The sequence below is a fragment of the Actinomyces sp. AC-20-1 genome (assembly GCF_023369555.1).
Taxonomy (GTDB): Bacteria; Actinomycetota; Actinomycetes; order Actinomycetales; family Actinomycetaceae; genus Actinomyces.
In genome coordinates this window covers 159,109-183,186 of record NZ_JACJVC010000002.1, presented here as the reverse complement: position 1 = coordinate 183,186, position 24,078 = coordinate 159,109, and the positions used below count along the sequence as shown (strand labels likewise).

Annotated in this window: 20 protein-coding genes and 3 tRNA genes; 5 read left to right on the top strand and 18 right to left on the bottom strand. The window is 74.5% G+C overall.

What is annotated here, in order from left to right; genetic code table 11:
• Positions 1 to 26: 26 nt before the first annotated feature.
• Both H6X67_RS02265 and H6X67_RS02260 read left to right on the top strand, forming a co-directional pair.
• Entirely contained in the window at positions 27 to 590 is a 564-nt protein-coding gene (locus H6X67_RS02265; protein ID WP_249369148.1) for a GtrA family protein, read from the top strand.
• 152 nt (positions 591 to 742) lie between these two features.
• Positions 743 to 1,390 carry a DedA family protein gene (locus tag H6X67_RS02260; RefSeq protein ID WP_249375445.1) on the top strand — a complete coding sequence of 216 codons (648 nt, stop codon included), beginning with the start codon at positions 743 to 745 and terminating at the stop codon, positions 1,388 to 1,390.
• A 7-nt stretch (positions 1,391 to 1,397) separates the two neighbouring features.
• Here the strand turns inward: H6X67_RS02260 and H6X67_RS02255 are convergent, their stop codons facing one another.
• From H6X67_RS02255 to H6X67_RS02240, 4 genes are all read right to left on the bottom strand, one after another.
• On the bottom strand, positions 1,398 to 2,477 hold the full coding sequence (locus H6X67_RS02255) for a sensor histidine kinase (protein WP_249369142.1): 1,080 nt from the start codon (positions 2,475 to 2,477) through the stop codon (positions 1,398 to 1,400).
• 99 nt (positions 2,478 to 2,576) lie between these two features.
• Positions 2,577 to 3,245, bottom strand: a complete 669-nt coding sequence (locus H6X67_RS02250; protein ID WP_249369143.1) for a response regulator transcription factor — start codon at positions 3,243 to 3,245, stop codon at positions 2,577 to 2,579.
• A 107-nt stretch (positions 3,246 to 3,352) separates the two neighbouring features.
• Positions 3,353 to 4,441, bottom strand: coding sequence for an adenylate/guanylate cyclase domain-containing protein (locus H6X67_RS02245; protein ID WP_249369144.1), 1,089 nt, complete (start codon positions 4,439 to 4,441; stop codon positions 3,353 to 3,355).
• A gap of 46 nt (positions 4,442 to 4,487) precedes the next feature.
• Entirely contained in the window at positions 4,488 to 5,405 is a 918-nt protein-coding gene (locus H6X67_RS02240; protein ID WP_249369145.1) for a biotin--[acetyl-CoA-carboxylase] ligase, read from the bottom strand.
• 187 nt (positions 5,406 to 5,592) lie between these two features.
• Here H6X67_RS02240 and H6X67_RS02235 point away from each other — a divergent pair, with 187 nt between their 5' ends.
• Positions 5,593 to 6,303: a Maf family protein gene (locus H6X67_RS02235; RefSeq protein ID WP_249375441.1), complete on the top strand. Its 711-nt coding sequence runs from the start codon at positions 5,593 to 5,595 to the stop codon at positions 6,301 to 6,303.
• Entirely contained in the window at positions 6,300 to 10,031 is a 3,732-nt protein-coding gene (locus H6X67_RS02230) for a carboxyl transferase domain-containing protein (RefSeq protein ID WP_249369826.1), read from the top strand. Before H6X67_RS02235 ends, H6X67_RS02230 begins: the two co-directional genes overlap by 4 nt.
• 61 nt (positions 10,032 to 10,092) lie before the next feature.
• Here H6X67_RS02230 and H6X67_RS02225 read toward each other — a convergent pair whose 3' ends face one another.
• The 6 genes from H6X67_RS02225 to H6X67_RS02200 form a co-directional block, all read right to left on the bottom strand.
• Complete coding sequence (locus tag H6X67_RS02225) at positions 10,093 to 10,662, bottom strand: MarR family winged helix-turn-helix transcriptional regulator (protein WP_249369824.1); 570 nt, start codon at positions 10,660 to 10,662, stop codon at positions 10,093 to 10,095.
• A 93-nt stretch (positions 10,663 to 10,755) separates the two neighbouring features.
• Positions 10,756 to 11,682: a MaoC/PaaZ C-terminal domain-containing protein gene (locus H6X67_RS02220; RefSeq protein ID WP_249377019.1), complete on the bottom strand. Its 927-nt coding sequence runs from the start codon at positions 11,680 to 11,682 to the stop codon at positions 10,756 to 10,758.
• 28 nt (positions 11,683 to 11,710) lie between these two features.
• Positions 11,711 to 11,881, bottom strand: a complete 171-nt coding sequence (rpmG, locus tag H6X67_RS02215; protein WP_249368247.1) for a 50S ribosomal protein L33 — start codon at positions 11,879 to 11,881, stop codon at positions 11,711 to 11,713.
• 50 nt (positions 11,882 to 11,931) lie between these two features.
• Positions 11,932 to 12,005: transfer RNA gene (locus tag H6X67_RS02210), tRNA-Met, on the bottom strand.
• Between the two features lie 41 nt (positions 12,006 to 12,046).
• Positions 12,047 to 12,118 (bottom strand) — tRNA-Thr (locus tag H6X67_RS02205).
• Between the two features lie 119 nt (positions 12,119 to 12,237).
• Positions 12,238 to 12,322: transfer RNA gene (locus H6X67_RS02200), tRNA-Tyr, on the bottom strand.
• A gap of 201 nt (positions 12,323 to 12,523) precedes the next feature.
• On the opposite strand from H6X67_RS02200, the gene H6X67_RS02195 reads away from it, so the two are divergent.
• Positions 12,524 to 13,021, top strand: a complete 498-nt coding sequence (locus H6X67_RS02195) for a YajQ family cyclic di-GMP-binding protein (protein WP_249368249.1) — start codon at positions 12,524 to 12,526, stop codon at positions 13,019 to 13,021.
• Between the two features lie 165 nt (positions 13,022 to 13,186).
• Here H6X67_RS02195 and H6X67_RS02190 read toward each other — a convergent pair whose 3' ends face one another.
• The 8 genes from H6X67_RS02190 to nuoL form a co-directional block, all read right to left on the bottom strand.
• Positions 13,187 to 14,173, bottom strand: a complete 987-nt coding sequence (locus H6X67_RS02190) for a phosphotransferase enzyme family protein (RefSeq protein WP_249368251.1) — start codon at positions 14,171 to 14,173, stop codon at positions 13,187 to 13,189.
• A complete protein-coding gene (gene htpX / locus H6X67_RS02185; protein WP_249368289.1) occupies positions 14,173 to 14,991 on the bottom strand; it encodes a zinc metalloprotease HtpX in 819 nt (272 codons plus the stop codon). Before htpX ends, H6X67_RS02190 begins: the two co-directional genes overlap by 1 nt.
• Before the next feature lie 109 nt (positions 14,992 to 15,100).
• Entirely contained in the window at positions 15,101 to 16,216 is a 1,116-nt protein-coding gene (gene ald, locus H6X67_RS02180; protein WP_249368253.1) for an alanine dehydrogenase, read from the bottom strand.
• Positions 16,217 to 16,258: 42 nt separating this feature from the next.
• Entirely contained in the window at positions 16,259 to 17,743 is a 1,485-nt protein-coding gene (locus H6X67_RS02175; RefSeq protein ID WP_249368255.1) for an FAD-dependent oxidoreductase, read from the bottom strand.
• Positions 17,744 to 17,836: 93 nt separating this feature from the next.
• Positions 17,837 to 18,946, bottom strand: coding sequence for a polyprenyl synthetase family protein (locus tag H6X67_RS02170; RefSeq protein WP_249368256.1), 1,110 nt, complete (start codon positions 18,944 to 18,946; stop codon positions 17,837 to 17,839).
• Positions 18,943 to 20,514, bottom strand: coding sequence for an NADH-quinone oxidoreductase subunit NuoN (gene nuoN / locus H6X67_RS02165; protein ID WP_249368258.1), 1,572 nt, complete (start codon positions 20,512 to 20,514; stop codon positions 18,943 to 18,945). Before nuoN ends, H6X67_RS02170 begins: the two co-directional genes overlap by 4 nt.
• Positions 20,511 to 22,058, bottom strand: coding sequence for a complex I subunit 4 family protein (locus H6X67_RS02160; RefSeq protein ID WP_249368260.1), 1,548 nt, complete (start codon positions 22,056 to 22,058; stop codon positions 20,511 to 20,513). The genes nuoN and H6X67_RS02160 overlap by 4 nt, the downstream gene beginning before the upstream one ends.
• A gap of 13 nt (positions 22,059 to 22,071) precedes the next feature.
• Complete coding sequence (gene nuoL / locus H6X67_RS02155; protein ID WP_249368262.1) at positions 22,072 to 24,078, bottom strand: NADH-quinone oxidoreductase subunit L; 2,007 nt, start codon at positions 24,076 to 24,078, stop codon at positions 22,072 to 22,074.

The window sequence follows — 24,078 nt, the reverse complement described above, 5'->3', positions numbered from 1 at the left end:
CCTCCGTGCCGCACCCGCCCGCCTCGATGTCCCCCTCCTCCACGAGCCTGCGCGGGCGCCTGGTGGCCTGGGTGCGCGAGTTCGTCCAGTTCGGCCTCGTGGGCGCCCTCGCCTTCGGCATCGACGCGGGGCTGTTCAACCTCTTCCAGCACGGGCCCCTCGGCTTCCTGTCCGGTCACCCGAACACGGCGAACGTGCTGAGCGCGACGATCGCGACCGTCTTCTCCTGGGTCACCAACCGCCTGTGGACCTACCGGGGCCGTACTCAGGACAACGCCGCCCGGGAGGCGCTGCTCTTCGCCTTCGCGAACGTCGGGGGCGTGCTCATCACGCAGTTCTGCCTCTTCTTCACCCATGAGGTGCTGGAGATGACGTCCCCGCTGGCGGACAACGTCGCCGCCTACGTCGTCGGCTTCGCCCTGGGCACCGCCTTCCGCTTCGTCTTCTACCACTACATCGTCTTCACGGGCACGGCCGAGCAGCCGGAGTCCCCCGGCTCGGTGACGGTCGCCGTCGTCGGTGGCGCCCCCGCGACCCGGCCGTCCTCACGTCAGGGCCAGGAGGGGCCGACGCCGGCACCGCGCCCCTGAGCACCGCCCACCCGGGCCGTGTCCGCGTGCGCGAGCCCACACCGTCCACGTGCCCTCCGGCCCTGCTGCCGGCCACCGCCACTGCCTAGCCTGGGGCCGTGCCCGCACTGCCCGCCGCTGCCCTGTCCCACGTCGCCGCCACGGCGCTGCCCATGCTGGGCCCCGACTGGCTCGACCCCGCCTCGATGATCACGACCTTCGTCCAGTGGGTGGGGCCGTGGGCGGTCCTGGGCGTCATGCTCGTGATCTTCGCGGAGACCGGGCTGCTCGTCGGCTTCTTCCTGCCGGGCGACTCCCTGCTGTTCACCCTGGGCCTGTTCGTCCACACGGGCCAGGTGCCGGTGAGCATCTGGGTGGTGTCCTCACTCATGTGGCTCGCCGCCGCCGTCGGGGACCAGACGGGCTTCGTCATCGGCCGCAAGGCGGGGCCCGCGGTCTTCAACAGGCCGGACTCCCGGCTGTTCAAGCAGGAGCACGTGACGCGCACCCGCGCCTTCTTCGACCGCCACGGTGGCAAGGCCGTCACGCTCGCGCGCTTCGTGCCGATCGTGCGCACCTTCACGCCCGTGATGGCGGGGGTCGGGCAGATGCGCTACAGCCACTTCGTCGGCTTCAACGTCCTGGGGGCGACGGTGTGGGCCTTCGCCCTCGTGTGGCTCGGCTACTTCCTGGGCGGGCACGACTGGATCCGCGAGAACATCGACGTCGTCATCCTCGCCATCGTGCTCGTCTCGGTGCTGCCGATGCTCGTCTCCTGGCTGTCGGCGCGCCTGCGCCGCGCTGCGGGCACCGGCGCCTGAGCCGCCCTCAGAAGCGACGACGGCGCCCCACGCTCACGAGCGCCCCCTGCGGCAGGACCTTGTCCGGGTCCAGCGTCTTGGGCACCGAGCTGAGCAGGACGGAGAAGACCGGGGGGCGCCGCTGCGACAGCTCGATGCGCCCGCCGTCGGCCTCGACGAGGTTGCGGGCGAGTGCCAGGCCCACGCCCGTGGAGCCGTGGCCGGAGACCGCGCGCTCGAAGATCGTCGGCGCCAGCTCGTCGTCCACGCCCGGGCCCTCGTCCGCGATGTCGATGAAGACGCTGTGCCCGCCGTTGGCGCTGCGCACGCTCACCGTCGTCGTTCCCGCCCCGTAGCGCAGGGAGTTCTCCAGGCAGGTGGCGAGCACCTGGGTGAGTGAGCCGGGTGTCGCCAGGACGGGCACGCCCACCTCGTCGCTCATGACGAGGCTTCGTCCCGCCGCCCTGAAGGCCGGCTCCCACTCCTCGCGCTGCTGCTCCAGGACGTCCACGAGGCGCAGGGCCTCCGTCGAGCCCCCGCCCTTGCGGCGGGAGACCTTGAGCAGGTCCTCGACGACGCCGGTGAGCCGGTCCACCTGCTCGATGCAGGCGCGGGCCTCCTCGCGCACCTCCTCCTGCTCGGCGATCATCTCGATCTCCTCCAGGCGCAGCTCCAGGGAGGTCAGGGGGGTGCGCAGCTGGTGGGAGGCGTCGGAGGCGAACTGCCTCTCGGCGGCCAGGCGCCCGGCCATCCGCTCGGCCGAGCGCACGAGCTCGGCCTGGACGAGGTCGATCTCCTCGATGCCCGAGGTGCGCAGGCGCGGGCGCACCTGGCCGGAGCCGAGCTGCTCCGCCTCCGCCGCCAGGTAGATGAGCGGCGCCTGGATGCGGCGCGAGCCCCTGGCGGCGACGACGTAGGCGGTGACGACGGCCAGCAGCGCCAGGCCGAGGACCGCCAGCACCACGGTGACGATGATCTGCACCCGGTCCTCGGAGTCGCGCGTGAGGCGCAGGGCCAGCAGGACCCAGGCGGAGCCCAGCGGGAGGCCCAGCAGGACGACGGCGACCATGACCGCACCCATCGTCATGAGCATGACCCGGCGTCGCACGTCGTCCTCCTCCCCCCGGGCCCGGCCCGGTACGTGTGGGCCCGGTGCGAGCGGGCCGTGCGGCTCAGGCGGGGCCCGGTTGCGGGGCCCCGCCGGGGCTCAGACCGTCAGGCGGTAGCCCGCGCCCTCGGCGAGGAGGAGCGCGGGGGCGGCCTCGTCGTCGTCCAGCTTGCGGCGCAGCCAGGTGACGTGCATGGCCAGGGCCTGCTCGGAGCCGGTCGGGTCCTCGCCCCAGACCTCCTTGCGGATGTCCTCGGAGCCGACGACGCTGCCGGCGCCGCGCACGAGCACGCGCAGGAGCTCGAACTCGCGGGTGGACAGCTGCAGCTCGCGCGAGCCCACGAAGGCGCGGTGGGCGGCGACGTCGACCCGGATCTCGCCGGCGACGAGCTCGTCCTCGGTGACCTCGCCCGAGGCGCGGCGCACCTGGGCGCGCACGCGGGCCAGCAGCTCGGCCAGGCGGAAGGGCTTGGTGACGTAGTCGTCCGCGCCCGCGTCGAGGCCGACGACGAGGTCCGTCTCCTCCGAGCGAGCGGTGAGCATGAGGATCGGGGTCGTCAGGCCCTGGGCGCGGACCTGGCGGGCGACGTCGAGCCCGTCGATGTCCGGCAGGCCGAGGTCGAGCACGATGATGTCGGCGTCCGCGACCTCCTCCAGGGCTCTGGCACCGGTGCCGTAGGCGCGCACGGTGTAGCCCTCGCGGCCGAAGGCGCGGGCCAGGGGCTCCGAGATGGCGGGATCGTCCTCGACGAGCAGCACTGTGGTCATGTCCGGATCGTATGGGACGGTGCTCGCTCGCGCCACGCCCCTGTGAGGAGCTCGTGCGCCGGCCCCGCCGCCGGCGCAGCCGTGCCGGCGGCGGCCGGGACCGGCGCTCAGGCCTCCTCGAGCGCCCAGGGGACGATGTTGCCCAGCCCCTTGGCGACGACCTCCTTGCACTCGCTCACCCGGTAGCGGACGGCGTCGGGCCCGTTCATGATGGCGCGGGCGGTGGCCTCGTCCATGCGGATCCCACCGGGCTCGGCGGTGTCCACCAGGCGTGAGGCCAGGTTGACGGTGGGGCCGAAGACGTCGCCCGAGCGTGAGACGACTCGCCCCTGGACGAGGCTCGCGCGCACGTGCATGGGCACGGGCCCGCTCTGCAGCTCGCGCACGAGCGCGGTGACGACGTCCGCGGCGGTGACGACGTCGTCGGCGATGTACATGACGGCGTCGCCGATGGTCTTGACGACGCGGGCACCGCGGGAGGTGACGACGTTGCGGGCCGTGGTCTCGAAGTCGTTGAGCATCGACTCGAGCTGGAGGCGGCCCATGGTCTGCGCCCGTTGGGTGAAGGCGACGATGTCGACGAAGCCGAGCGAGCGGGTCAGCGGGTAGAGGTCGGGGCCGGCGTCCTCCCGGCCGCGCCCGGCGACCTCGGCGTCGGTGCGGCTGAGCAGGGCGGCCAGGTGGCGGCTCCACACGTAGTCGAGCTGGGAGCGCAGGGCCGTGGCCATCTCGTCGACGTGGTCGAGGACGACGAGCCGGGCGGCGGTGTCGTCCAGGTGCAGGCGCTGGGCGACGTCGGCGACGAAGGTCTCGAGCTGCCAGAGCACGAGGCGGTCCATCGTGTAGGACTGGGCACGCAGCATCTCGAAGACGCTGGAGGCGGCCAGTCCCCCGCCCGGGGCGGAGGGGGAGGGAAGCCCGTCGTCGTGCTCGTCGATGAGGTCGGCGACGCCGCGCAGGGCCTCGACGTCCCGGTCGGTGAAGCGCACGTCGTCGGGGTCGACGTCGGCGAAGCCCATGGCGCGCCAGAAGCGGCGGGCGATGTCCACACTGGTGCCGGCGCCCGCGGCGACCTGGCGCAGCGTGAGCGTGGGGCCGCCGCCGAGCAGGAGGCGCTCGTGCCGCCCGAGGGTGGAGGCTGTGCGCCCGGCACCGTCCTCCCCGGCCCGGTCCTCGGGCCCCCTCTGCGCACTCACCGTCGCAGAGTAGCCCAGGTCACAGGCTTGTGCTCAATCGAGCGGGTCACCGGGTGCGCAGGTGGCTCACGTCCCCGGCGGCGACGACCCTCCTGCCCCCGTCGGCCTCCACCACGAGGCCGGGCTCGAGGTCGAGGGCCCGGCCCTCGATGGCACCGCCGCCGGGCAGCTCGACGCGCACCGTCCGCCCCAGCGTGAGGCAGGCCGCGCGCAGGGCGCCCAGCAGCGCAGCCCCGGGGTCGCCGCCGTCGTGCTCCCACTGCGCGGTCCTGGCCGCCAGGGCGCTGCCGAGCGGCACGAGCAGGTCCTGCGGGCTCAGGTGGGCGCCGGCGAGGCGGAGCGAGCCCGCCCAGGGCACCGGCAGGTCAGCGCGCTCCTGGCCCACGTTGAGGCCGATGCCCAGGACGACGACGGCGGCCTCGTCGCGGCCCTCCGGTGCCACCGCGGGGGCGCAGCGCGCCGGGTGGGCCACCTCGGCGAGCAGACCGCCGACCTTGCGGCCCCGCCCCCATCCCGCGACCTCCTCGACGGGGGCCCGGTCCGGGGGCAGGAGGAGGACGTCGTTGGGCCACTTGGTCCTGGCGGTCCAGGCCGAGCCCTCGGCCGCCAGGACCCGGCTCAGGGCGTCATGGACGGCGAGGCCCGCCACGAGCGGCAGCCAGGGCAGGCGGTCGGTGGGCACGAGGGGGCGCAGGACGACGGAGAGGGTGAGGGCCCCCCGGCCGGGGGTGACCCAGCTGCGGCCGGCGCGCCCGCGCCCGGCGCTCTGGTGCACGGCCCGCAGGGCCGACAGGTGGGGCCAACGGCGCTGTGCGGCGCGGGGGTCGCGGGTGAGGGCGTCGATGAGGTCGCTGTTGGTCGATCCGGTCCGCGCGACGGTGGTGAGGGGGGCCAGGCCCGGTGCGGGGGCGGCCGGGCCCGGGCCGCTGCGGGTGGGCGCGTCAGGCGCGGTGGTCTCGCTCACGGGCACGACGCTAGCCCGGCACCGCACCGTCCACCCACGTGTCACTCCTCCCTGGTCGGAATCCGTCCGGGGCTCTCCGGGCAGCACGTGAGCCGCAGAAACCCGCGGAGCTGTCGAGCTGAAGGACTCTCTGACCAGGGATGCGTGACATCCGCCCCACGGAACCACCCCCTTTAGGGTTGGGGGCGTGAGCCCAGCCGCCCTCATCCTCGCCTCCCAGTCCCCCGGCCGCCTCGCGACGCTGCGCGCCGCCGGCGTCACCCCGCTCGTGCGCGTCTCTCAGGTCGACGAGCCCGCCGTGCTCGCCGCGCTCGCCCGGGAGCACACCGGCAGCGGGCTCCCCCGGCCCACGCCCACCGAGCAGGTCCAGGCCCTGGCGAGGGCCAAGGCCCTCGCCGTCGCCCGCCGCTCGACGCCCCTCGAGGGGGCCGTCACCGTCGTCGTCGGCTGCGACTCGATGCTGGAGATCGACGGGCAGGTCGTCGGCAAGCCGCGCACGGACACCGCCGTCCGCGAGCGCTGGGCCGCCCTGGCCGGCGCCACCGGGGTGCTGCACTCCGGGCACGCCCTCGTGCGCCTGGGCGACGGCGACGCCGATCAGGCCATGGCGGAGGGCGTGTCCTCCACGGTCGTGCGCTTCGGCTCACCCACGCCCGAGGAGGTCGAGGCCTATGTCGCCACGGGGGAGCCGCAGTGGTGCGCGGGGGCCTTCACCATCGACGGCTACGGCGGTGCCTTCATCGAGGGGGTCGAGGGCGACCCCCACGGCGTCGTCGGCCTGTCGCTGCCCTTGCTGCGTCGTCTCCTCGCGGGCCTGGGGGTGACGTGGACCGACCTGTGGGACCTGGCGGCCGGGGCCCCGGGGCGGGCCGGGGCGGCGGGTCGCGGGGCCGCATGAGGCGCCTGCTGGTCGCCGCCCGCTCGGGCACTGCCCTGCGCCTGGCCCGCGGCGCCCGGGCGCTGGGGGTCAGCCCCGTCGGCGTCCTCACGGCCGCGGACCGCGACAGCCTGTGGCTGCGGGCCCTGGACGACGCCGTCGAGGTCGGGGCCTACGACGACGTCGAGGCGCTGGTCGCGGCGGCGGCAAGCCTGGGAGCCGACGCCCTGCACCCCGGGGTCGGCTTCGCCGCCGAGTCCGCGCACCTGGCCCGAGCCGTGGGTGCGGCGGGCCTGACCTGGGTGGGGCCCTCGGCAGAGGCGCTGGACCTGCTGTCCGACAAGCTCGCCCTGGCGGGCCTGGCCCGCCGCCTGGGCGTGCCCGCACCCCTGTCCCTGCCGGTGGGTGCCGAGAACCTTGACGACGCCCTGGACCGGGTGCCGGGCCCGGCGGTGCTCAAGACGGTGCACGGCGGGGGCGGGCGCGGCGTCGTCGTCCTGCCCGGGGCCGAGGACCCCGGCCGTGGGCGCCGCGCCCGCCAGGCGCTGGCCTCGCTGGCCGGCCTCGGCCCCCTCATGCTGCAGGAGGCGGTCGGCGGGGCGCGCCACGTCGAGGTGCAGGCCCTGGCGGACACCTCCGGCCGCCTGGTCACCCTGGGCACGCGCGAGTGCTCGGTGCAGCGCCGCTCCCAGAAGCTCCTGGAGGAGGCCCCGGCCCCCCACCTGCCCGCGAGCGTCGTGGGAGCGCTGGAGGAGCGCACGCGCACCCTCCTGGGTGCGGCCGGCCTCACGGGGGCGGCGACCTGCGAGTTCCTCGTTCCGGCCGAGGGCGAGCCCCTGCTGCTGGAGGTCAACGCGCGCCTGCAGGTGGAGCACGCGGTGACGGAGGAGGTCACGGGCGCGGACCTCGTGCGCGCCCAGCTGCTCCTGGCGCAGGGAGCGGACCTGGGGCGGGCGCTGGCCGGCCTGACGCACGAGGGCGGGCGGGTGCCCGTGCGCGGTCACGCGGTCGAGGCGCGCCTGTACGCCGAGGACCCGGGCACGCTCCTGCCCGAGTCCGGCGACGTGCTCGGCCTCGACGTGCCCCTGAGCCTGCCGGCCGAGCGCCGGCGCGCGGCGGCGGGGCTGGCGGCCGGCCTGCCGCGCCTTCGCACGGAGCGCTCGGTCTTCGCCGGGGACGCGCTCGTGCCCGGGGTCTCGGACCCGCTGGCGCTGCTGGTCGCCGTCGACGAGGAGCGGGACGGGGCGCTGGACGCGCTGGACGAGGCCCTCGCCGCCGTCTCGGTCAGGGGGGTGCGCACGCTCGCCCCGCTGCTGCGCGAGGCCCTGGCCCACCCGGGCCTGCGCGCCGAGGACGGCTACACCGTGACCACCCGCTGGCTCGAGGAGGTGCTGCGCCTGGGCCCCGGGAGCGCGGCGGAGGAGGGCGCCGGCGCCCCGGAAGCCGGTCGTGCCAGGCCCCGGGCCGGTGGCACCGGCCCGAGTGGGCCGCTCGTCCTGCGCGCGCCGATGGCGGGCACGGTCGTCGCCGTCGAGCAGGGCCACGTGGACGCGGGCCGGCCCGTCGTCGTCCTCGAGGCGATGAAGATGCGGGTGCCCGTCCCGGCCCCCACCGAGGGGGAGGCGGTCGCCGAGCCCGGCACCGTCGTCGGCGCCCTCGTGCGGGCGGGCGAGCGGCTGGCGGTCCTCGTCCCATCGGGCCGGGACGACGAGCCCGCCGTGCGCGTGGAGGCCCCGGCCCCGCGCGACGCCGCCTCACGTGTGGCCGCGCTGGCGGACCCCGGCTCCCTGCGCGCGGTCGTCGACGGCGACGCGGTGCTCACCGCCCGTGCGCGCCTGGACGGGCGTGAGGCCCTGGTGTGGGCGCAAGACCCGACCGTCAGGGGCGGCACCATCGGCCTGGCCGGGGCCGGGCGCGTCGCCGCCCTCATCGACCGGGCCGCCGACGAGGCCCTGCCCGTCATCTGCCTGCTCGACGGCGGCGGGGCGCGCGTGCAGGAGGGCGTGGACGCGCTCGGGGGCGTGGGCCTCGTCCTGGCCGCGCAGACCCGTGCGCGCGGGCGCACCCTGCAGGTGGGGCTCGTCCTCGGGGCCGCCGCCGGGGGCGCCGCCTACTCCCCCGCGCTGACCGACGTGCTCGTCATGGTCGAGGGCCGGGGCCGGGTCTTCCTCACCGGGCCCGCCGTGCTCGCCTCCTCCACGGGCGAGCAGGCGGACGCCGAGGCGCTGGGCGGCTACCGCGTGCACGCCGAGCAGGCGGGCACCGCGCACCTGACGGTCCCCGACGAGGCCGGGGCCTGGCGGGCGGTGCGCAGGCTGCTGGCCTACGCCCCTGTCCACACCCCCGAGGGACCGGCGCTGCCGCTGCGTCCCGGTGGGGCGGGGACCGCCGTCGCCCCCTGCGACGCGGGCACCGGCCTGCTCGTGCCCGAGCGCGCCGAGGCCTATGACGTGCGCGCGCTCCTGGCCCGGCTCGTCGACCGCGGCGACCTGCTCGAGCTGCGGGGCTCGTGGGCCACGAGCGCGGTCACGGCCCTGGCGCGCGTCGAGGGCGTGCCCGTGGGGGTCGTGGCGACGCAGCCGCTGTCCCTCGCCGGGGCGCTGACCCCTGAGGCCTCGCAGAAGGTGACCGAGCACCTGGCGCTGTGCCGCCGGCTCGGGCTCGCGGTCCTCACCGTCGTCGACACCCCCGGCTTCCTGCCCGGTCCCGAGGCCGAGGCCGCCGGGACGGTGCGGCACGGGGCCGCTCTCGTGGCGGCCTACGCCTCCTTCGGCTCCGACGGCGGCCAGCTCGTCACGCTGGTGACGCGCCGCGCCTACGGGGGCGCCCAGGTGGCGCTCGGCTCGAAGGCCCTGTCCGGCGCGCTCACGCTGGCCTGGCCGGAGGCCCGCCTGGGGGTCATGGACGCGGACAGCGCCGTGAGCCTGACCTCCCGGCGGATCCTGGCGCGGGCCGCTGAGGAGGGCGACGACGTCGGCGCCCTGCGTCGGCGGCTCGTGGCCGAGCAGGAGGGGCGGGAGACGGCCGTGGTGGCCCGTGAGGCCGGCTGGGTCGACGAGATCGTCCGGCCCGAGGCGACGCGCGCCCGGCTCGTTGCCGCCCTCACCCACGGGGGTGCGCCTGGGCGGCCGGTGAGGCTCGCCCCCTCCGGCTCGCGGCACCACCCCGGTGACGGCTGGGTGGACTGCGCCTGCGGGAGGCGCCACTGGGGTCTGGGCGGTGCGGCCGGTCTGCTCGTGTGGCGGCAGGCGCCGTCGGGGGCTCCCGGCGGCGCAGGGGGCAGCGGGGCTGCGGGCAGCGGCTCCGCGGGCAGTGGTCCGCAGCTGGAGGTCCTGCTCCAGCTGCGCGCCGGGTGGACGCACCGGGGCGGCACGTGGGGCCTGCCCGGAGGGGCGGTCGCCGACGGCGAGGGGCCCGCCGAGGCGGCCCTGCGCGAGGTGGAGGAGGAGACGGGTCTGCCGGCCCGCCTGCTCGTGCTGGGAGGATCCCAGGTCCAGGAGCACGGGACGTGGCGCTACACGACGCTCACGGCCCGGGCGCCGTCGGAGGCCGCCTGGGACCGGCTGCTCCCGGTGGACCGCGAGTCCTCGGCGCTGGCGTGGGTGGCGTTGACCGTGGACACGGGTGAGGACGGGGTCGGGCGCTGGGCCCCGCCGCACCCGCCCCAGGAGGGGGGTGCGCGGCGCCCGCTGCTGCCTGCGCTGGCGGCCGTCTGGGAGGAGCTGGCGGCGCTGCTGCCCCGCCCCTGAGCCGACGGCGCCGGGCGGCCCCGGCCGTGGCGTCGAGCGGCGCGGCCCGGTGGCCCGCGCCTCAGAGGCCCTCGCCCTCGTCCACGAGGGCGCTCATGAGCGCGGTGAAGGCCGCGCGCTGCGCGGGCGGCACCCGGTCGATGACGTGGCGGCGCACGCCCGCGAGGTGGAGGGGGGCGGTGCGGCGCAGGAAGGCGAGGCCGTCCTCGGTGAGCTCGGCGACGACACCGCGCCGGTCGGAGGGGCAGGAGCCCCGGCGCACGTAGCCCTCCTTCTCCAGGCGCCCCACGGTGTGGGTCAGTCGCGAGCGCGAGTGGCTCACGCGGTCGGCGAGGGCGGACATGCGCATGCTCATGCCCTCGGCCTCGGACAGGCGCACGAGGATCTCGTACTCGTGCAGGGAGATGCCGGCGCTGGCCTCGAGCTCGTGGTTGAGCCTGGCGGTCACGCCGAGGGAGGCGGAGAGGAAGGCGCGCCAGGCGGCCATCTCCTCGGTGTCGAGGACGCTGGTGTCCTCGAGGGTGGCCAGGCCCCGCGTCAGGTGGTCCCGGCCGCGGTCCGGTGCGGAGGGGGGCTGCTGGCCGCAGCCGTCTGCGGGGGCCTGCGCGCTCGGGGGCGTCTGCGTGCTCATGGTGCGTCCTGGTCCTCTCCCCACCGACAATGTCGTTCAGAATTGAACGACCTGTGGGACAGGTATACCACGCCCGCCCCGGCCGCGCCCCGCTCAGCGCCTGCGCAGCAGGACGTCACCCTCACTCAGGACGTCGCCGTCCGGCGCCAGGCGCAGGCGCAGCCCCTCGGGAGGGACGACGGCCGGGGCGACGAGGCGCAGGTCCGCGCGCCGCGCCGGAGCCACCGCGAGGCTGAGGGCGGCCAGCAGCGTGCCGTGCGCGACGATCTCAGTCTCCCCCGCCCCCAGGCCCGCGCGCGCGGCGGCACCGGGGAGAAGGTGCAGGGCGTTGCGGTCGCCCGTGGCCCGGGCCCAGGCGGCCACGTCGGCGGGGGTGAGCAGCAGGGCCGGCCCCTCACGGCCGGCCCCGGGCGGGGGCGCGGCTCCCGGTGGGGCTGTGCCAGTGTCCGCCCCGGGGCCCCGGCGGGGCGCCCCCGGGCCCGGGACCCGCGTGCCGGGCGGCGTGGGCGCCACCGCCGTCGGGGCCCCCGCCCGCGGGCCCGTGCCGGCCAGTCCCGCCGCCTTCGGGTCCCCGCCGTCGTGGCGCGCGAGCCAGTGGGTGACCTCGGTGGCGCCGTCCAGCAGGCTCACGGTGAGGGTGCGCCAGCCGCGCGCGGCAGCGGACCAGGAGGGCGCCCCTCCGGCAGGAGGGCCTGCGGCGCCGTCGCACCCCCGCCCGCCCCGGGTCCCCTCCGCCCCGACGGAGCGGGCTGCCCCCTCCGGGCCCCCCAGGGGCACCAGCCGGCAGCGCCGGTGGACGATACCGTCCCAGGGGCCCAGGAGCGGGCGCAGGGCCGCCAGGGTGGTGAGTGCCGGCAGGACGAGTCGGGTCGCACGCGCAGCGACCTCGGGGACGCCGTCGGACCCCCACCGGAGGCGGGCCAGGACGGCGCTGAGGCAGTCGGCGACCGCTGCGGGGTCAACGTCGGGCCCCGGGCACGACGAAGCCCCGCCGGTCGGGTGACTGGCGGGGCTGCTCATGCCCGGAGGCTACCGGGAGGATGAGGAGTCAGCGGGTCTCGCGGTGCTCGGTGTGCTTGCCGCAGCGGCCGCAGAACTTGCTGATCGCGAGACGGTCGGGGGTGTTCCGACGGTTCTTCTTCGTGATGTAGTTGCGCTCCTTGCACTCCGAGCAAGCCAGAGTGATCTTGGGGCGGACGTCAGTGGACTTGCTGGCCACGTGTCTCTCCTCTGTCTGATCCTCGAGCCGGGGTGTGCTCGAACCTTGCGTAGCGGGGGAGGGACTCGAACCCTCGACCTCACGATTATGAGTCGTGCGCTCTAACCAGCTGAGCTACCTCGCCTTGTCAATGCATGAGGGGCCTGAACGGCCCCCTTGCATCAGAGCCTCGAACGAGGATTGAACTCGTGACCTCTTCCTTACCAAGGAAGTGCTCTACCACTGAGCTATCGAGGCAACGAGCGGAATCGTAAGCAGAACCGCCTTGCCTGGGCAAACCGGATCCGCGTGGACTCGCTCACTGCGGACCGCCCCGTCAGGGGCGCTGACCCTCGGGTCCGAGGACCCTCCGATCATGGTGGCGGGTGAGGGATTCGAACCCCCGTAGCATTCCGCGGCTGATTTACAGTCAGCTCCCATTGGCCGCTCGGGCAACCCGCCGTGCTCCGTACTCGCGCTCCGAGGAGCGATCGCTTGGCGCCGTGGAAGAATAGCAAGCCGATGAGCCACGGCGCCAATCCCGGCTGTAGGACCCTGCTCACAGGGCTCATGGGACTCACAGCTCCGCACAGCACGACCGCACCGCCCGCCCCTCATCGGCACCACCACCCCGCGCCGCACCGGCCCGACGAAAGGACGCCCATGGCCTCCGAGTCCTCATTCGACGTCGTCTCCAAGCTCGACCGCCAGGAGGTCGACAACGCCGTCAACCAGACGGCCAAGGAGATCTCCCAGCGCTACGACTTCCGCGGGGTCGACGCCGCCGTCGAGCTCAGCGGGGACACCATCACGATGCAGGCGAGCTCCGCCGAGCGCGTCCTCGCCGTCCTCGACGTGCTGCAGTCCAGGCTCTTCCGCCGCGGGGTCTCCCTCAAGGCCCTCGACCTGGGTGACAAGGAGCCCCGTCTGTCCGGCAAGGTCTACAAGATGGTCTGCCCGCTCAAGGAGGGGCTGAGCCAGGAGGTCGCCAAGAAGATCACCAAGGCGATCCGCGACGAGGGCCCCAAGGGCGTCAAGGCCACGATCCAGGGCGATGAGGTGCGCGTGTCCTCCAAGTCGCGCGACGACCTCCAGGCGGTCATCGCCCTGCTCAAGGGTCTCGACGTCGACGCCGCCCTGCAGTTCGTCAACTACCGCTGACCCGCGCCCACCTCCTCGGTTTGCGCTCGAGGTCCCTGGGGTTTTGCCGTACGTTCGAGCGCAAACCGAGGATCTCGGGGGTGGGGAGGAGGGGGACCGGCGGCGAGGGCGACCGGTCAGGAGCGCGCCACCGCCTCACCCACCAGCACCTCACCCACCAGCACCTCACGCACCTGCGCCCAGGGCACGGGACAGACCGGCGGACAGGCTCTGCGCCCAGCGGCGGTAACCGCCCTGCTCCGCCCGGCTCAGGCAGTACAAGAGGTTTCCCATCCGGTCCAGCAGCTCCCAGGCGTCGCGACGGGCCAGCAGGCGCTCCGGGTCGCTGTCGGCCACCTCCCCCGGCACGCAGTCGCGACGCAGCCGCCGCGCGTAGCCGGCCACCAGGGCCACGACGTCATCCCGGCTTAGCGGCGCGTACCAGGGCCCTCCCACGATGCCGCCGCCGATAAGGGCCAGGTCCTTGGCCGGGTCCTCGTGCTCGGCCCACTCGAAGTCGATGAACCGGGGGACGCCGTCGGGACCGATGATGACGTTGGTGACCACGACGTCGCCGTGCACCCGACCCCGCAGGGGCGTCCCGACGAAGGCGGGGTCGTGGACCTGGACGCGCTCCAGCCAGGGGTCGATGAGTCCGGCGGCCAGCGGGTCCGCCAGGGCCCCGGGGTGGTGGGCGCGCCACCACGCCAGGGTCTCGTGGGCGGTGCGCCCGACCGGGGTCAGGGTCCGGGCCTCCGGGGCGGGCGGATCGGCCAGGGCCCGGTGGAGGCGCACCAGCTGGGCCGCCAGCTGCTCACCCAGCTGCGGGCTCCAGTCCTGTGGCGTCATCACCCGCCCGGGCACGTGGGTCACCACCATGTAGGGCGCGCCCAGGGGGTTGTCGGGGTCCGGCTCCGCACCCAGGGCGCGTGAGCCCAGGTGGGACGGGACGCGCTCCAGGGCGGCGAGCTCCGCCTCCATGGGACGGGGCATCTCCTCACGGGGCCGTCGTGCCACCCGCACCACGCGCGCCTGCTCAGCGCCCTGGACCAGCCAGGCGCTGTAGCTCTCACCGCAGCCCAGGGGCTCGACCCGGACCTCCCCCGCCGGCACCCCTCGCAGGAGGCCGGCCGCGGCGGCCTGCCGGACACGGCGCCCGAGGTCGGCTCCCATCAGTACCCGGCCATCTGCTCCAGGCGGGCGATGCGCTGCTCCATCGGCGGGTGCGTGGCGAAGAGGTTGCGTACCCGGCCGAAGGGGTTGGCGATCATCATCGCGCTGACCGTCTCCACCCGGGGCTCCTGGCTCATCGGGGCCGCGGCGACCGCGCCGTCGAGCTTGCGAAGCGCGCTCGCCAGCGCCAGCGGGTCGTTCGTGAGCACCGCGCCGTCGTGGTCGGCGTCGTACTCGCGGGTGCGTGAGACCGCGAACTGGGTGAGGCTCGCCGCCAGGGGCGCGAGCAGGGACAGCAGGACCAGGACGACGACGTTGCCGTCGCGCCGGTCGCGCCCGCCGCCGAACCACAGGACCATCTGCGAGACCGAGGAGATGACGCCGGCGATCCCTGCGGCCACCGAGCTCGTGAGGATGTCGCGGTTGTAGACGTGGCTGAGCTCGTGGCCGAGGACGCCGCGCAGCTCGCGCTCGTTGAGCAGCTGCAGGATACCCTGCGTGCAGCACACGGCGGCGTGCTGCGGGTCGCGGCCGGTGGCGAAGGCGTTGGGACTCATCGTCGGGGCGACGTACAGGCGGGGCATCGGCTGGCCGGCGGCCGCTGAGAGCTCGCGCACGATCGCGTGCATGGTCGGGGCCTGGGCCTCGCTCACCTCGATGGCGCCCATGGAGCGCACGGCGATCGTGTCCGAGTTCCAGTAGGCGTAGGCCGTCTGGGCGACGCCGATGAGCGGCATGATGAGCAGCCAGACGCTGGAGCCGGTGCCCTGGGCGAGCAGCCAGCCGAGGGCGAGCAGGAGCGTCCACAGGCCGCCCATGAGGACGGCGGTCTTGAGGCTGTTGTGGTGGTTCACGAGCGCACCCTAGGACACGGGGCTGACCGTGCGCTGAGTGCCGACTGTGCGACGGCACCGGCGCGCCCGCTCCTCAGTCGAGCAGGGCGGACAGGTCGGCCACCGGCAGGGCCAGGGCCTGACCGACTCCCGGGGTGTACAGGGCGCCGTCGTGGGTGCTCACACCGCGGGCCAGGTCGCGCCGGGACCGGCAGGCCTCGCGCCAGCCCGCGTCGGCCAGGCCCAGCACGTAGGGCAGGGTCGCGTTGGTCAGCGCGTAGGTGGAGGTGTGGGGCACCGCCCCGGGCATGTTGGCCACGCAGTACAGGACCCGCCCGTCGACCTCGAAGGTCGGCTCGGAGTGGGTCGTGGGGTGCGAGTCCTCGAAGCAGCCGCCCTGGTCGATGGCGACGTCCACCAGCACCGACCCGGGCCGCATCCGGGTGACGAGCTCGTGACTGACCAGGTGCGGGGTGCGCTCACCGGCCACGAGCACCGCCCCGATGACCAGGTCCGCGCCCAGGCAGGCGGCCTCGACGTCCAGGGGCGTGGAGTAACGGGTGCGCACGAGCCCACCGGTGGACTCCTCGATGCGCCGCATCCGGGCGGGGTCGATGTCGTAGACCGTGACATCCGCCCCCATGCCCGCGGCCAGCCGTGCGGCGGCCGTGCCGACGGTCCCTGCGCCCAGGACGACGACGTCGCCGCGACGCACCCCGGCGGCACCTCCCAGCAGCACCCCGGAGCCCCCGCGGGGCCGCAGCAGGCAGTCGGCCCCCACCTGGGCGGCCAGGCGCCCGGCGATCTCGGACATGGGTGCCAGCAGCGGCAGGCTCCCGTCGTCGTCGGCGACGGTCTCGTAGGCGATGGCCGTGGTCCCCGCGGCCAGGAGCGCCTCGGTCAGGGACCGGTCGGCAGCCAGGTGCAGGTAGGTGAACAGGACCAGGTCGCGGCGCAGGAGGTGGTACTCGTCGGGCACCGGCTCCTTGACCTTGACGACCATCTCGGCCCGGCCCCACACCTCGGCGGCCTCGGCGACGACGTGGGCGCCGGCACCGGCGTAGTCCGCGTCGGCGATGCCGGCCCCCAGCCCGGCGCCGGCCTGGACGGTCACGGTGTGCCCGCGGCCGACCAGGGCGTGCACGCCGGCCGGGGTGATGGCGACCCTGTACTCGTGGTCCTTGACCTCAGTGGGGATCCCGATTCGCATGGCCCTGCGCCTTCCTGTGAGTACCTGTGCTCGTGCTGCCCGCTAGCGCGCGAGCCGGTGGGCGACCCGATCCGGCACGCGCTGCGGGTCCGGCTCGCCGATGAGCGCCGCCGGGTCCTCCGGGGCGCCGGCGCCGCGCGAGATCGCCGTCATGGCCTCGCGGGAGACCACCTTGACCCGCTCGCGCGTCCGCAGCCCGCCGCCGGTGACCTCCACCGGCCCGTGGTCCTCGCCCAGCCGGCGCTCGTAGGCGTCCAGCAGCTCCCAGCCCTGCCAGGTCGTGTACGGCACGCCCCGCTGCTCGAGCAGGGCCATGACGGCCTCGTGACCCGGCTGGGCCTCGTCGTCGGCGTGCAGCAGGCCTGCCTGGGCGTCGGCGACGAGGTGGGCGATGGTCTCCTGCGCGTCCGACTTGGTCGAGCCGATGAGCCCGACCGGGCCGCGGCGGATCCAGCCGGTGGCGTAGACGCCGCGCAGGGGGGCGCCGTCCTCGCCGAGCACGCGCCCGCCCTCGTTGGGCACGACGTGCCGCTCGATGTCGAAGGGCAGCCCCTCTACTGCGCTGCCCGCGTAGCCGACGGCGCGGTAGACGGCCTGGCAGGGCCAGTCCCGGAAGACGCCCGTGCCGCTCACGCTGCCGTCGCCGTTGAGGCGGGTGCGCTCGGTGCGCAGGGCGCGCACGTGCCCGCCCTCGTCGAGCAGGACCTCGTGGGGGGCCTCGAAGAGGTGGATGCGGATGGTGCGCGAGGCGGTGAGGTCCTGCGGCTCCTGCATGGCGTAGCCCTCGAGGGCCTTGACGACCTGGCGCTGCTGGTTCGAGGCGCGCAGGGCCTCCTCGCTGCCGGCGTCGTACTCGAAGTCCTCCTCGTCGACGGTGACGTCGACGTCCCTCTGGCGCCCGAGCTCGCGCAGCTCGAGGGGTGTGAACCTCACCTGGGCGGGGCCGCGCCGGCCGAAGACGTGCACGTCCGTCACCGGGGAGGCGACCAGGCCCGCGGCGACGTTGGCGGGGATCTCGGTGGTCATGAGGTCCTCGGGGCGCTTGGCGAGCACGCGGGCGATGTCGAGGGCGACGTTGCCCACCCCGATGACGGCGACCTCCTTCGCGCTCAGGTCCCAGGTGCGCGGGTGGTCCGGGTGCCCGTCGTACCAGGAGACGAAGTCCGCCCCCCCGTAGGACTCGGGGGCGTCGATGCCGGGGATGTCGAGAGTGACGTCGGTGTCCGCGCCGGTGGCCAGGACGATGGCGTCGTAGTGCTGGCGCAGCTCGGCGACGCTGATGTCGCGGCCGACCTCCACGTTGCCGATGAGGCGGATGTCGCCGCGCTGGAGGATCTTGTAGAGGGCGACGATGATCTGCTTGATGCGCGGGTGGTCGGGGGCCACGCCGTAGCGCACGAGGCCGTAGGGGGCGGGCAGCCGCTCGAGGAGGTCGATGCTGACGTCCAGGCCTGACTTGGACAGGATGTCCGAGGCGTAGATGCCGGCGGGGCCTGCGCCGATGACGGCGACGGAGAGCGGGTTCACGTGACTCCTTCGGTTGCGGTGCCCAGTGTAGGGACCAACGTCACGGCTGAGTCCATTACCTGCGTCACCCGACGGCGGCGCCGGGCCCGGGCCTCAGGCCGCCCGGTCCACCAGCAGGTGGGCGAACTGCTCCATCCCGGCGCGCACGAGCGCCGCGCGCTGCCGGGTCGAGGACAGGACGGCCTCGCGCTCGCCCGGGTCGGTGACCCCGGCGGCGTCCAGGCGCTCCTCGGCGCCCGCGGCTGCGGCATCCTCCAGGCCCGCCAGCACCGCCACGGCCTGCTCGGCCCAGGACATCGCCATCCGGCGGGTGCGCTCGAGCACCGGGTGCTCGCGCAGCCGGGCGACCACCTCGGCCAGGACCTCGTCCGAGGACAGGTCCGCCGAGGACAGGGTGGACAGGATCGACTGCCCCTCGGCGTCGAGCTCGCCCGCCGCCAGAGCGCGGCGCAGGAGCAGGACCGGCATCGTGTCCACGCCCTCGCGCAGGTCCGTGCCCGGGGTCTTGCCGGTGGTGGCCGAGTCGCTGGTGAGGTCGATGACGTCGTCGGCGAGCTGGAAGGCGACGCCGATCCTCTCCCCGAACTCCTCGACGACCGCCTCGGTCGCCTGGCCCGCGCCCGTGAGCATGGCGCCGTAGCGGGCGGAGACGGCGATGAGGGAGCCGGTCTTGTCCGCCAGGACCTGGATGTAGTGCTCGACGCGGTCCACGCCGGCGGGCACGGGCAGCGTCTCGTGGAGCTGGCCCATGCACAGGCGCTCGAAGGTCTTGGCGTGGGCGAGGACGGCCTGGGGCCCCAGGGCGGCGACGAGCTGGGAGGCGCGGGCCACGAGCACGTCCCCGGTGAGGATCGCGGCGGAGTTGCCCCAGACGGTCTGGGCGCTCGGGGCGCCGCGGCGCAGCGGGGCGTCGTCCATGACGTCGTCGTGGTAGAGCGTGGCGATGTGGGTGAGCTCGACGGCGACGCCCGCGTCGCGCACCTGCTCCCCCGTGGCGAGGTCCGGGTCGCCGAGCTGGGCGGTCAGCAGGGTCAGGACCGGGCGCAGCCTCTTGCCGCCGGCGGCCGCGAGGTGGGAGGTCGGCGGGTTGATGGTCTCGTCGGCGCTCGAGACCACCTCCATGAGACGGCTCTCAACGGCCTCGAGGGCCGGAGAGATCCGGCCCTCGAGCTCGGGGGCGTCCAGCGGCATCGATCCGATCACGGGGCGAGCATAGCGGCGGAGCCGAGCAGCGTGAGCAGCGGCTGGGGCAGGACGCCGACGACGAGGGTGACGACGACCGCCATGGTGACGGCCGCGGCCACCGGACCGCGCGAGCCGACGAGGACGACGTCCTCGCCCTCGGGCTCACGGAAGTACATGAGGACGATGAGGCGCGTGTAGAAGAAGGCGGTCGCCGCGGAGGAGGCGACGGCGGCCACGACGAGCCAGACGCCGCCGCCCAGGGCGGCGGAGAGGAAGAGCTCGTACTTGGCGACGAATCCCGCCGTGAGCGGGATGCCCGCGAAGGACAGCATGAAGACAGTCATGGCGGCGGCCATCCACGGGGCGCGCCGGCCCAGGCCCCGGTAGGAGTCGAGGTCCGTGGCCTCGGCCCCGGCCGCCCCGTCGTGGCTCACGCGCACGAGCGAGATGATCCCGAAGGCCCCCACGGTGGAGGCGCCGTAGGCGAGGGAGTACAGCAGCAGCGAGCTCAGGCTCAGGTGGTTGATGGAGGTCAGCGCGATGAGCATGTAGCCGGCGTGGGCGATGGCGGAGTAGGCGAGCATGCGCTTGACGTCGCGCTGGACGATGCCGACGACGGTGCCGACGAGCATCGTGAGGACGGCGATGGCGCTGAGCACGGCCTTGAGGCCACCGGTGTCCGCCTGCCCCAGGATGACCAGGACGCGCACGAGGGCGAGGAAGGCCGTGGCCTTGACGCCGGCGGCCATGAAGCCGGTGACGGGGGTCGGGGAGCCCTGGTAGACGTCCGGGCTCCAGGCGTGGAAGGGCGCGGCCGCGATCTTGAACAGGAGGCCGACGAGCAGCAGGAGCAGGCCCGCGGGCATGATCCAGCCGGGACCCGCGCCCTGGGTGAGGAGCGAGACCTGCGCGATCTCGGTGTAGTCCACGGAGCCGGTGGCCCCGTAGAGCAGGGCGGCGCCCAGCAGGAGGAAGGCGGAGGAGAAGGCGCCCAGGACGAAGTACTTCAGGGCGGCCTCCTGGCTGAGCAGGCGGCGGTGGCGGGCCATGGCCGCCATGATGTACAGCGGCAGGGAGACGAGCTCGAGCATGACAAACAGGGAGATGAGGTTGCTCGCCTGCGGGAAGAGCATCATGCCGCCCAGCGAGAACATCGTCAGCGGCAGGGCCTCGGTGCCCATCCACCCGGCGTGCAGGGACTCGGCCTCCTCGGCGCGGCCGGGCCGGTCCGCCGCCTGGGCGGCGAAGGCGCCGTCCCCGGCGCTCGTGCGGTCCGCCATGGTGAGCACCGCGAGCAGGCCGATGACGAGGATGACGCCCTGCGCGGCGAGGCCGAAGGGGTCGAGGTCGAAGCCGTGCGCCATCTGGCCCGTCCTCGGCTCCTCGCCGGCGACGAGGGCCCACTGGCCCGCGAGCAGCACGAAGGCGCCCATGACCGCGACGACGGCGAGCACCGTCTGGACGCTCAGCCGCACGCGGCGCGGGACGAAGGCCTCCACGAGCACGCCCAGGACGGCGGCGCCGAGGATGACGAGGGCGGGGGCGAGGCCGGCCCAGTAGATCGCAGGCTCGGTGAAGGTGCTCATTTGGCGGTCCCTTCGGTGGTGACGGTGGCGGCTGCGACATCGGCGGCCGGGGCCTGGGCCGTCGTCGCGGCAACCTGCTCGGCGACGCCGTCGAGCGTCGTCGTGAGGAAGGAGGGGGCGAGGCCCAGGACGAGCATCGCGAGGACGAGCGGCACGAGGACGGCTCTCTCCCGGCCGTCGAGGTCGCTGGAGCCGACCCGCGCCGGGGCGGGGGCGCCGGTGAAGACCCGTTGGTAGGGCAGCAGGACGTACAGGGCGGCGATGACGACGCCGAGGACGGCGGCGGCACCGAGGGCCACGGACACGGAGAAGGTGCCGGTAAGCACCAGCCACTCGGGCACGAAGCCGCTCAGGCCGGGCAGGGCGATGGAGGCCAGGCCGGAGACGAGCCAGGTGCCGGCGAGCACCGGCACCACCCGGGCCATGCCGCCGAGCTCGCTGATGAGCACGGTGCCGGTGCGGCGGGCGAGGAAGCCGGTGGTGAGGTAGAGGCCGGCGATGGACAGGCCGTGGGCCACCATGTAGACCATGGCGCCGGTGGCGGCCGCCTGGGAGCCGATGAAGATGCCCAGGACCATGAAGCCGAAGTGGCTCACCGAGGTGTAGGAGATGAGCCGGTACAGGTTGTCCTGGCCGATGGCGGCCAGCGCCCCGTAGAGGATGGAGACGACGGCGAGGACGAGCACCACGGGGGCGGCCCAGGCCGAGGCCTCGGGGAAGAGCGGCAGGACGAGGACGATCATCCCGTAGGTGCCGATCTTGTCCAGGACGCCGATGAGCAGGACCGAGGTGCCCGGGGTGGCCTGCTCGGCGGTGTCGGGCAGCCAGGTGTGCACCGGCACCATGGGGGCCTTGATCGCGAAGGCGATGAAGAAGCTGAGGAAGAGCAGGCGCCCGACGTGGGTGGGTGCGAGGGGGGTGGCGAGCACGAGGCGCTCGAAGAGGTAGGCGCCCTCGGAGCCGTCGGAGTACAGCAGGAGGCACACGACGCCGACGAGCATGACGAGTCCGCCGGCGAGGGAGTACAGGAGGAACTTGGTGGCCGCGCGCCTGCGGTCGGCTCCGCCGAAGCGGCCGATGAGCAGGTAGACGGGCACGAGCATGGCCTCGAAGGCGACGTAGAAGAGGAAGACGTCGCGGGCCGCGAAGATGACGACGACGAAGGCCTCCAGGGCCAGGACGAGGCCGCTGAACAGCGCCTGGCGGTCCGCGGGGACCTCGCCCCAGGAGGCAAGCAGGACCAGGGGCACGAGCGCGACGGCCAGCAGGAGCATGGCCAGGCCGAGGGCGTTGAGCCCCAGGGCCCAGGAGATCCCGAAGCGCGGGATCCAGGCGTGGGTCTCGGCGAGCTGGGTGGCGGCCCGGGCGGAGTAGTCGAAGAGGGTGGCGGCCCAGACGCCCAGGCCGAGCTCGACGACGGCGACGGCCAGGCCCAGGGCGCGCGCCCACGGGCGCAGCACCGGAAGGGACAGGAGGAGCGCGCCGAGCCCCGGCACGAGCACCATGGTGGTGAGCACCGGGAACGCGGAGTCGATGATCTGCATGTGGCGTTTCCTCTCAGAGGCGGCCGGCCAGGACGGCGACGAGCGCGATGACCGTGCCGACGAGCGTGTAGGCCGCGTAGGTGCGCAGGTACCCGGACTGGGTGAGACGGGCGAGGCGGCCGAGGCCGGCGGTCCCCGCCGCCAGGCCCTCGACGGCGCCGTCGACCACGTGGCGGTCGGTGGCGGTGGCGGCCAGGACCAGGCCCTGGCCGGGGCGCATGGCGACGGCCTCGTTGAGCGCGTCCTGGTACATGTCGTGGCGGGCGGCCTCGACGAGCACGTTGCCGGGCTGGACGACGGTCTCGACGGGGCGGCGCACGTACATCATCCAGGCGACGAGGGCGCCGATGACGACGACGGCGAGGGTGGCCGCCATGATGACGGGCACCGGCAGGACGGGGTGGCCGTGCTCGGCGTGACCGGTGACGGGCTCGAGCCAGGTGACGAAGGCGTCACCGATGGTGAGCAGGCCGCCCAGCGCGACGGAGAAGACGGACAGGACGACGAGCGGGGCCGTCATGAGCCAGCCGGACTCGTGGGGGTGGACCTCGCCCTCGATGTCCGCGGCGGTGGTCCAGCGGGCCTGGCCGTGGAAGATCATGAAGAACAGGCGGGACATGTAGAAGGCGGTCAGGCCCGCGCCGAGGAGGGCGACGCCACCCAGCAGCCAGGGCGCCAGGCCCTCGCCGACGAAGGCGGTCTCGATGATCTTGTCCTTGGACCAGAAGCCGCTGAAGGGCGGGATGCCGAGGATGGCGAGCCAGCCGATCCCCATGGTGGCCCAGGTGACGGGCATGACCGTGCGCAGGGCCCCGAAGCGGCGCATGTCGACCTGGTCGCTCATGGCGTGCATGACGCTGCCGGCGCCGAGGAAGAGCTGGGCCTTGAAGAAGCCGTGGGTGAGCAGGTGGAAGATCGCGAAGGCGTAGCCGGCGGGGCCGAGGCCGGCGCCGAGCATCATGTACCCGATCTGGCTCATGGTGGAGGCCGCCAGGACCTTCTTCATGTCGTCCTTGGCGGCACCGATGACGGCTCCGAGCAGGAGGGTCAGGGCCCCGACGACGGCGACGGCGGTCTGGGCCGCGGGGGCGCCCTGGAAGATCGCGCCGGAGCGCACCATGAGGTAGACGCCAGCGGTGACCATCGTGGCGGCGTGGATGAGCGCGGAGACGGGGGTGGGGCCGGCCATGGCGTCGCCGAGCCAGGCCTGGAGGGGGAACTGGGCGGACTTGCCGCAGGCGGCCAGGAGGAGGAAGAAGCCGGTGGCGGTGAGCCAGGCGGTGGGGATGGCGCCGTCGGCGGCCTGTCCGAGGACGTCGTCGAATGCGACGGAGCCGGCCTGGTGGACCATGGCCATCATCGCCAGGAGCAGGCCGAGGTCGCCCACGCGGTTCATGACGAAGGCCTTCTTGGCGGCGGTGGCGTTCTCGCGGCTCTTGGCCTGCTCGCGCTGCGGGGCGTCGGCGTCGGCGGTGTTCCAGAAGCCGATGAGGAGGTAGGAGGCCAGGCCCACGCCCTCCCAGCCGACGAAGAGCACGATGTAGGACGAGCCGAGCACGAGCGTGAGCATCGCGGCGACGAAGAGGTTGAGGTAGGCGAAGAAGCGGCGGCGGTCGCGGTCGTGCTCCATGTAGGCCACGGAGTACAGGTGGATGAGGGCGCCGACGAAGGTCACGAGGGTGACGAAGGTGAGCGACAGGGGGTCCAGGCGCAGGCCGACGGTGACGTCGAGGTCGCCGGCGCTGAACCACTGCCACAGGTGGAGCTGGAGGACGCGCTCGTGGGCGGGCGTGCCGAGGACCTGGACGAGGATGGCCAGGCCCAGGCCGGCGCTGGCGACGGCGGCGGCCAGGCCCAGCCAGTGGCCCCAGCGGTCGCTGCGGCGCCCGAGCAGGAGCAGCAGGGCGGCCGAGCACGCCGGCACGGCGATGAGGAGCCAGGCGAGCGAGGCGGCGCCGGTGGCGGGGGCCGCCACGGCGTGGGCGGCGGGGGCCGCCAGTGCGAGGGAGGTGCTGGTCAT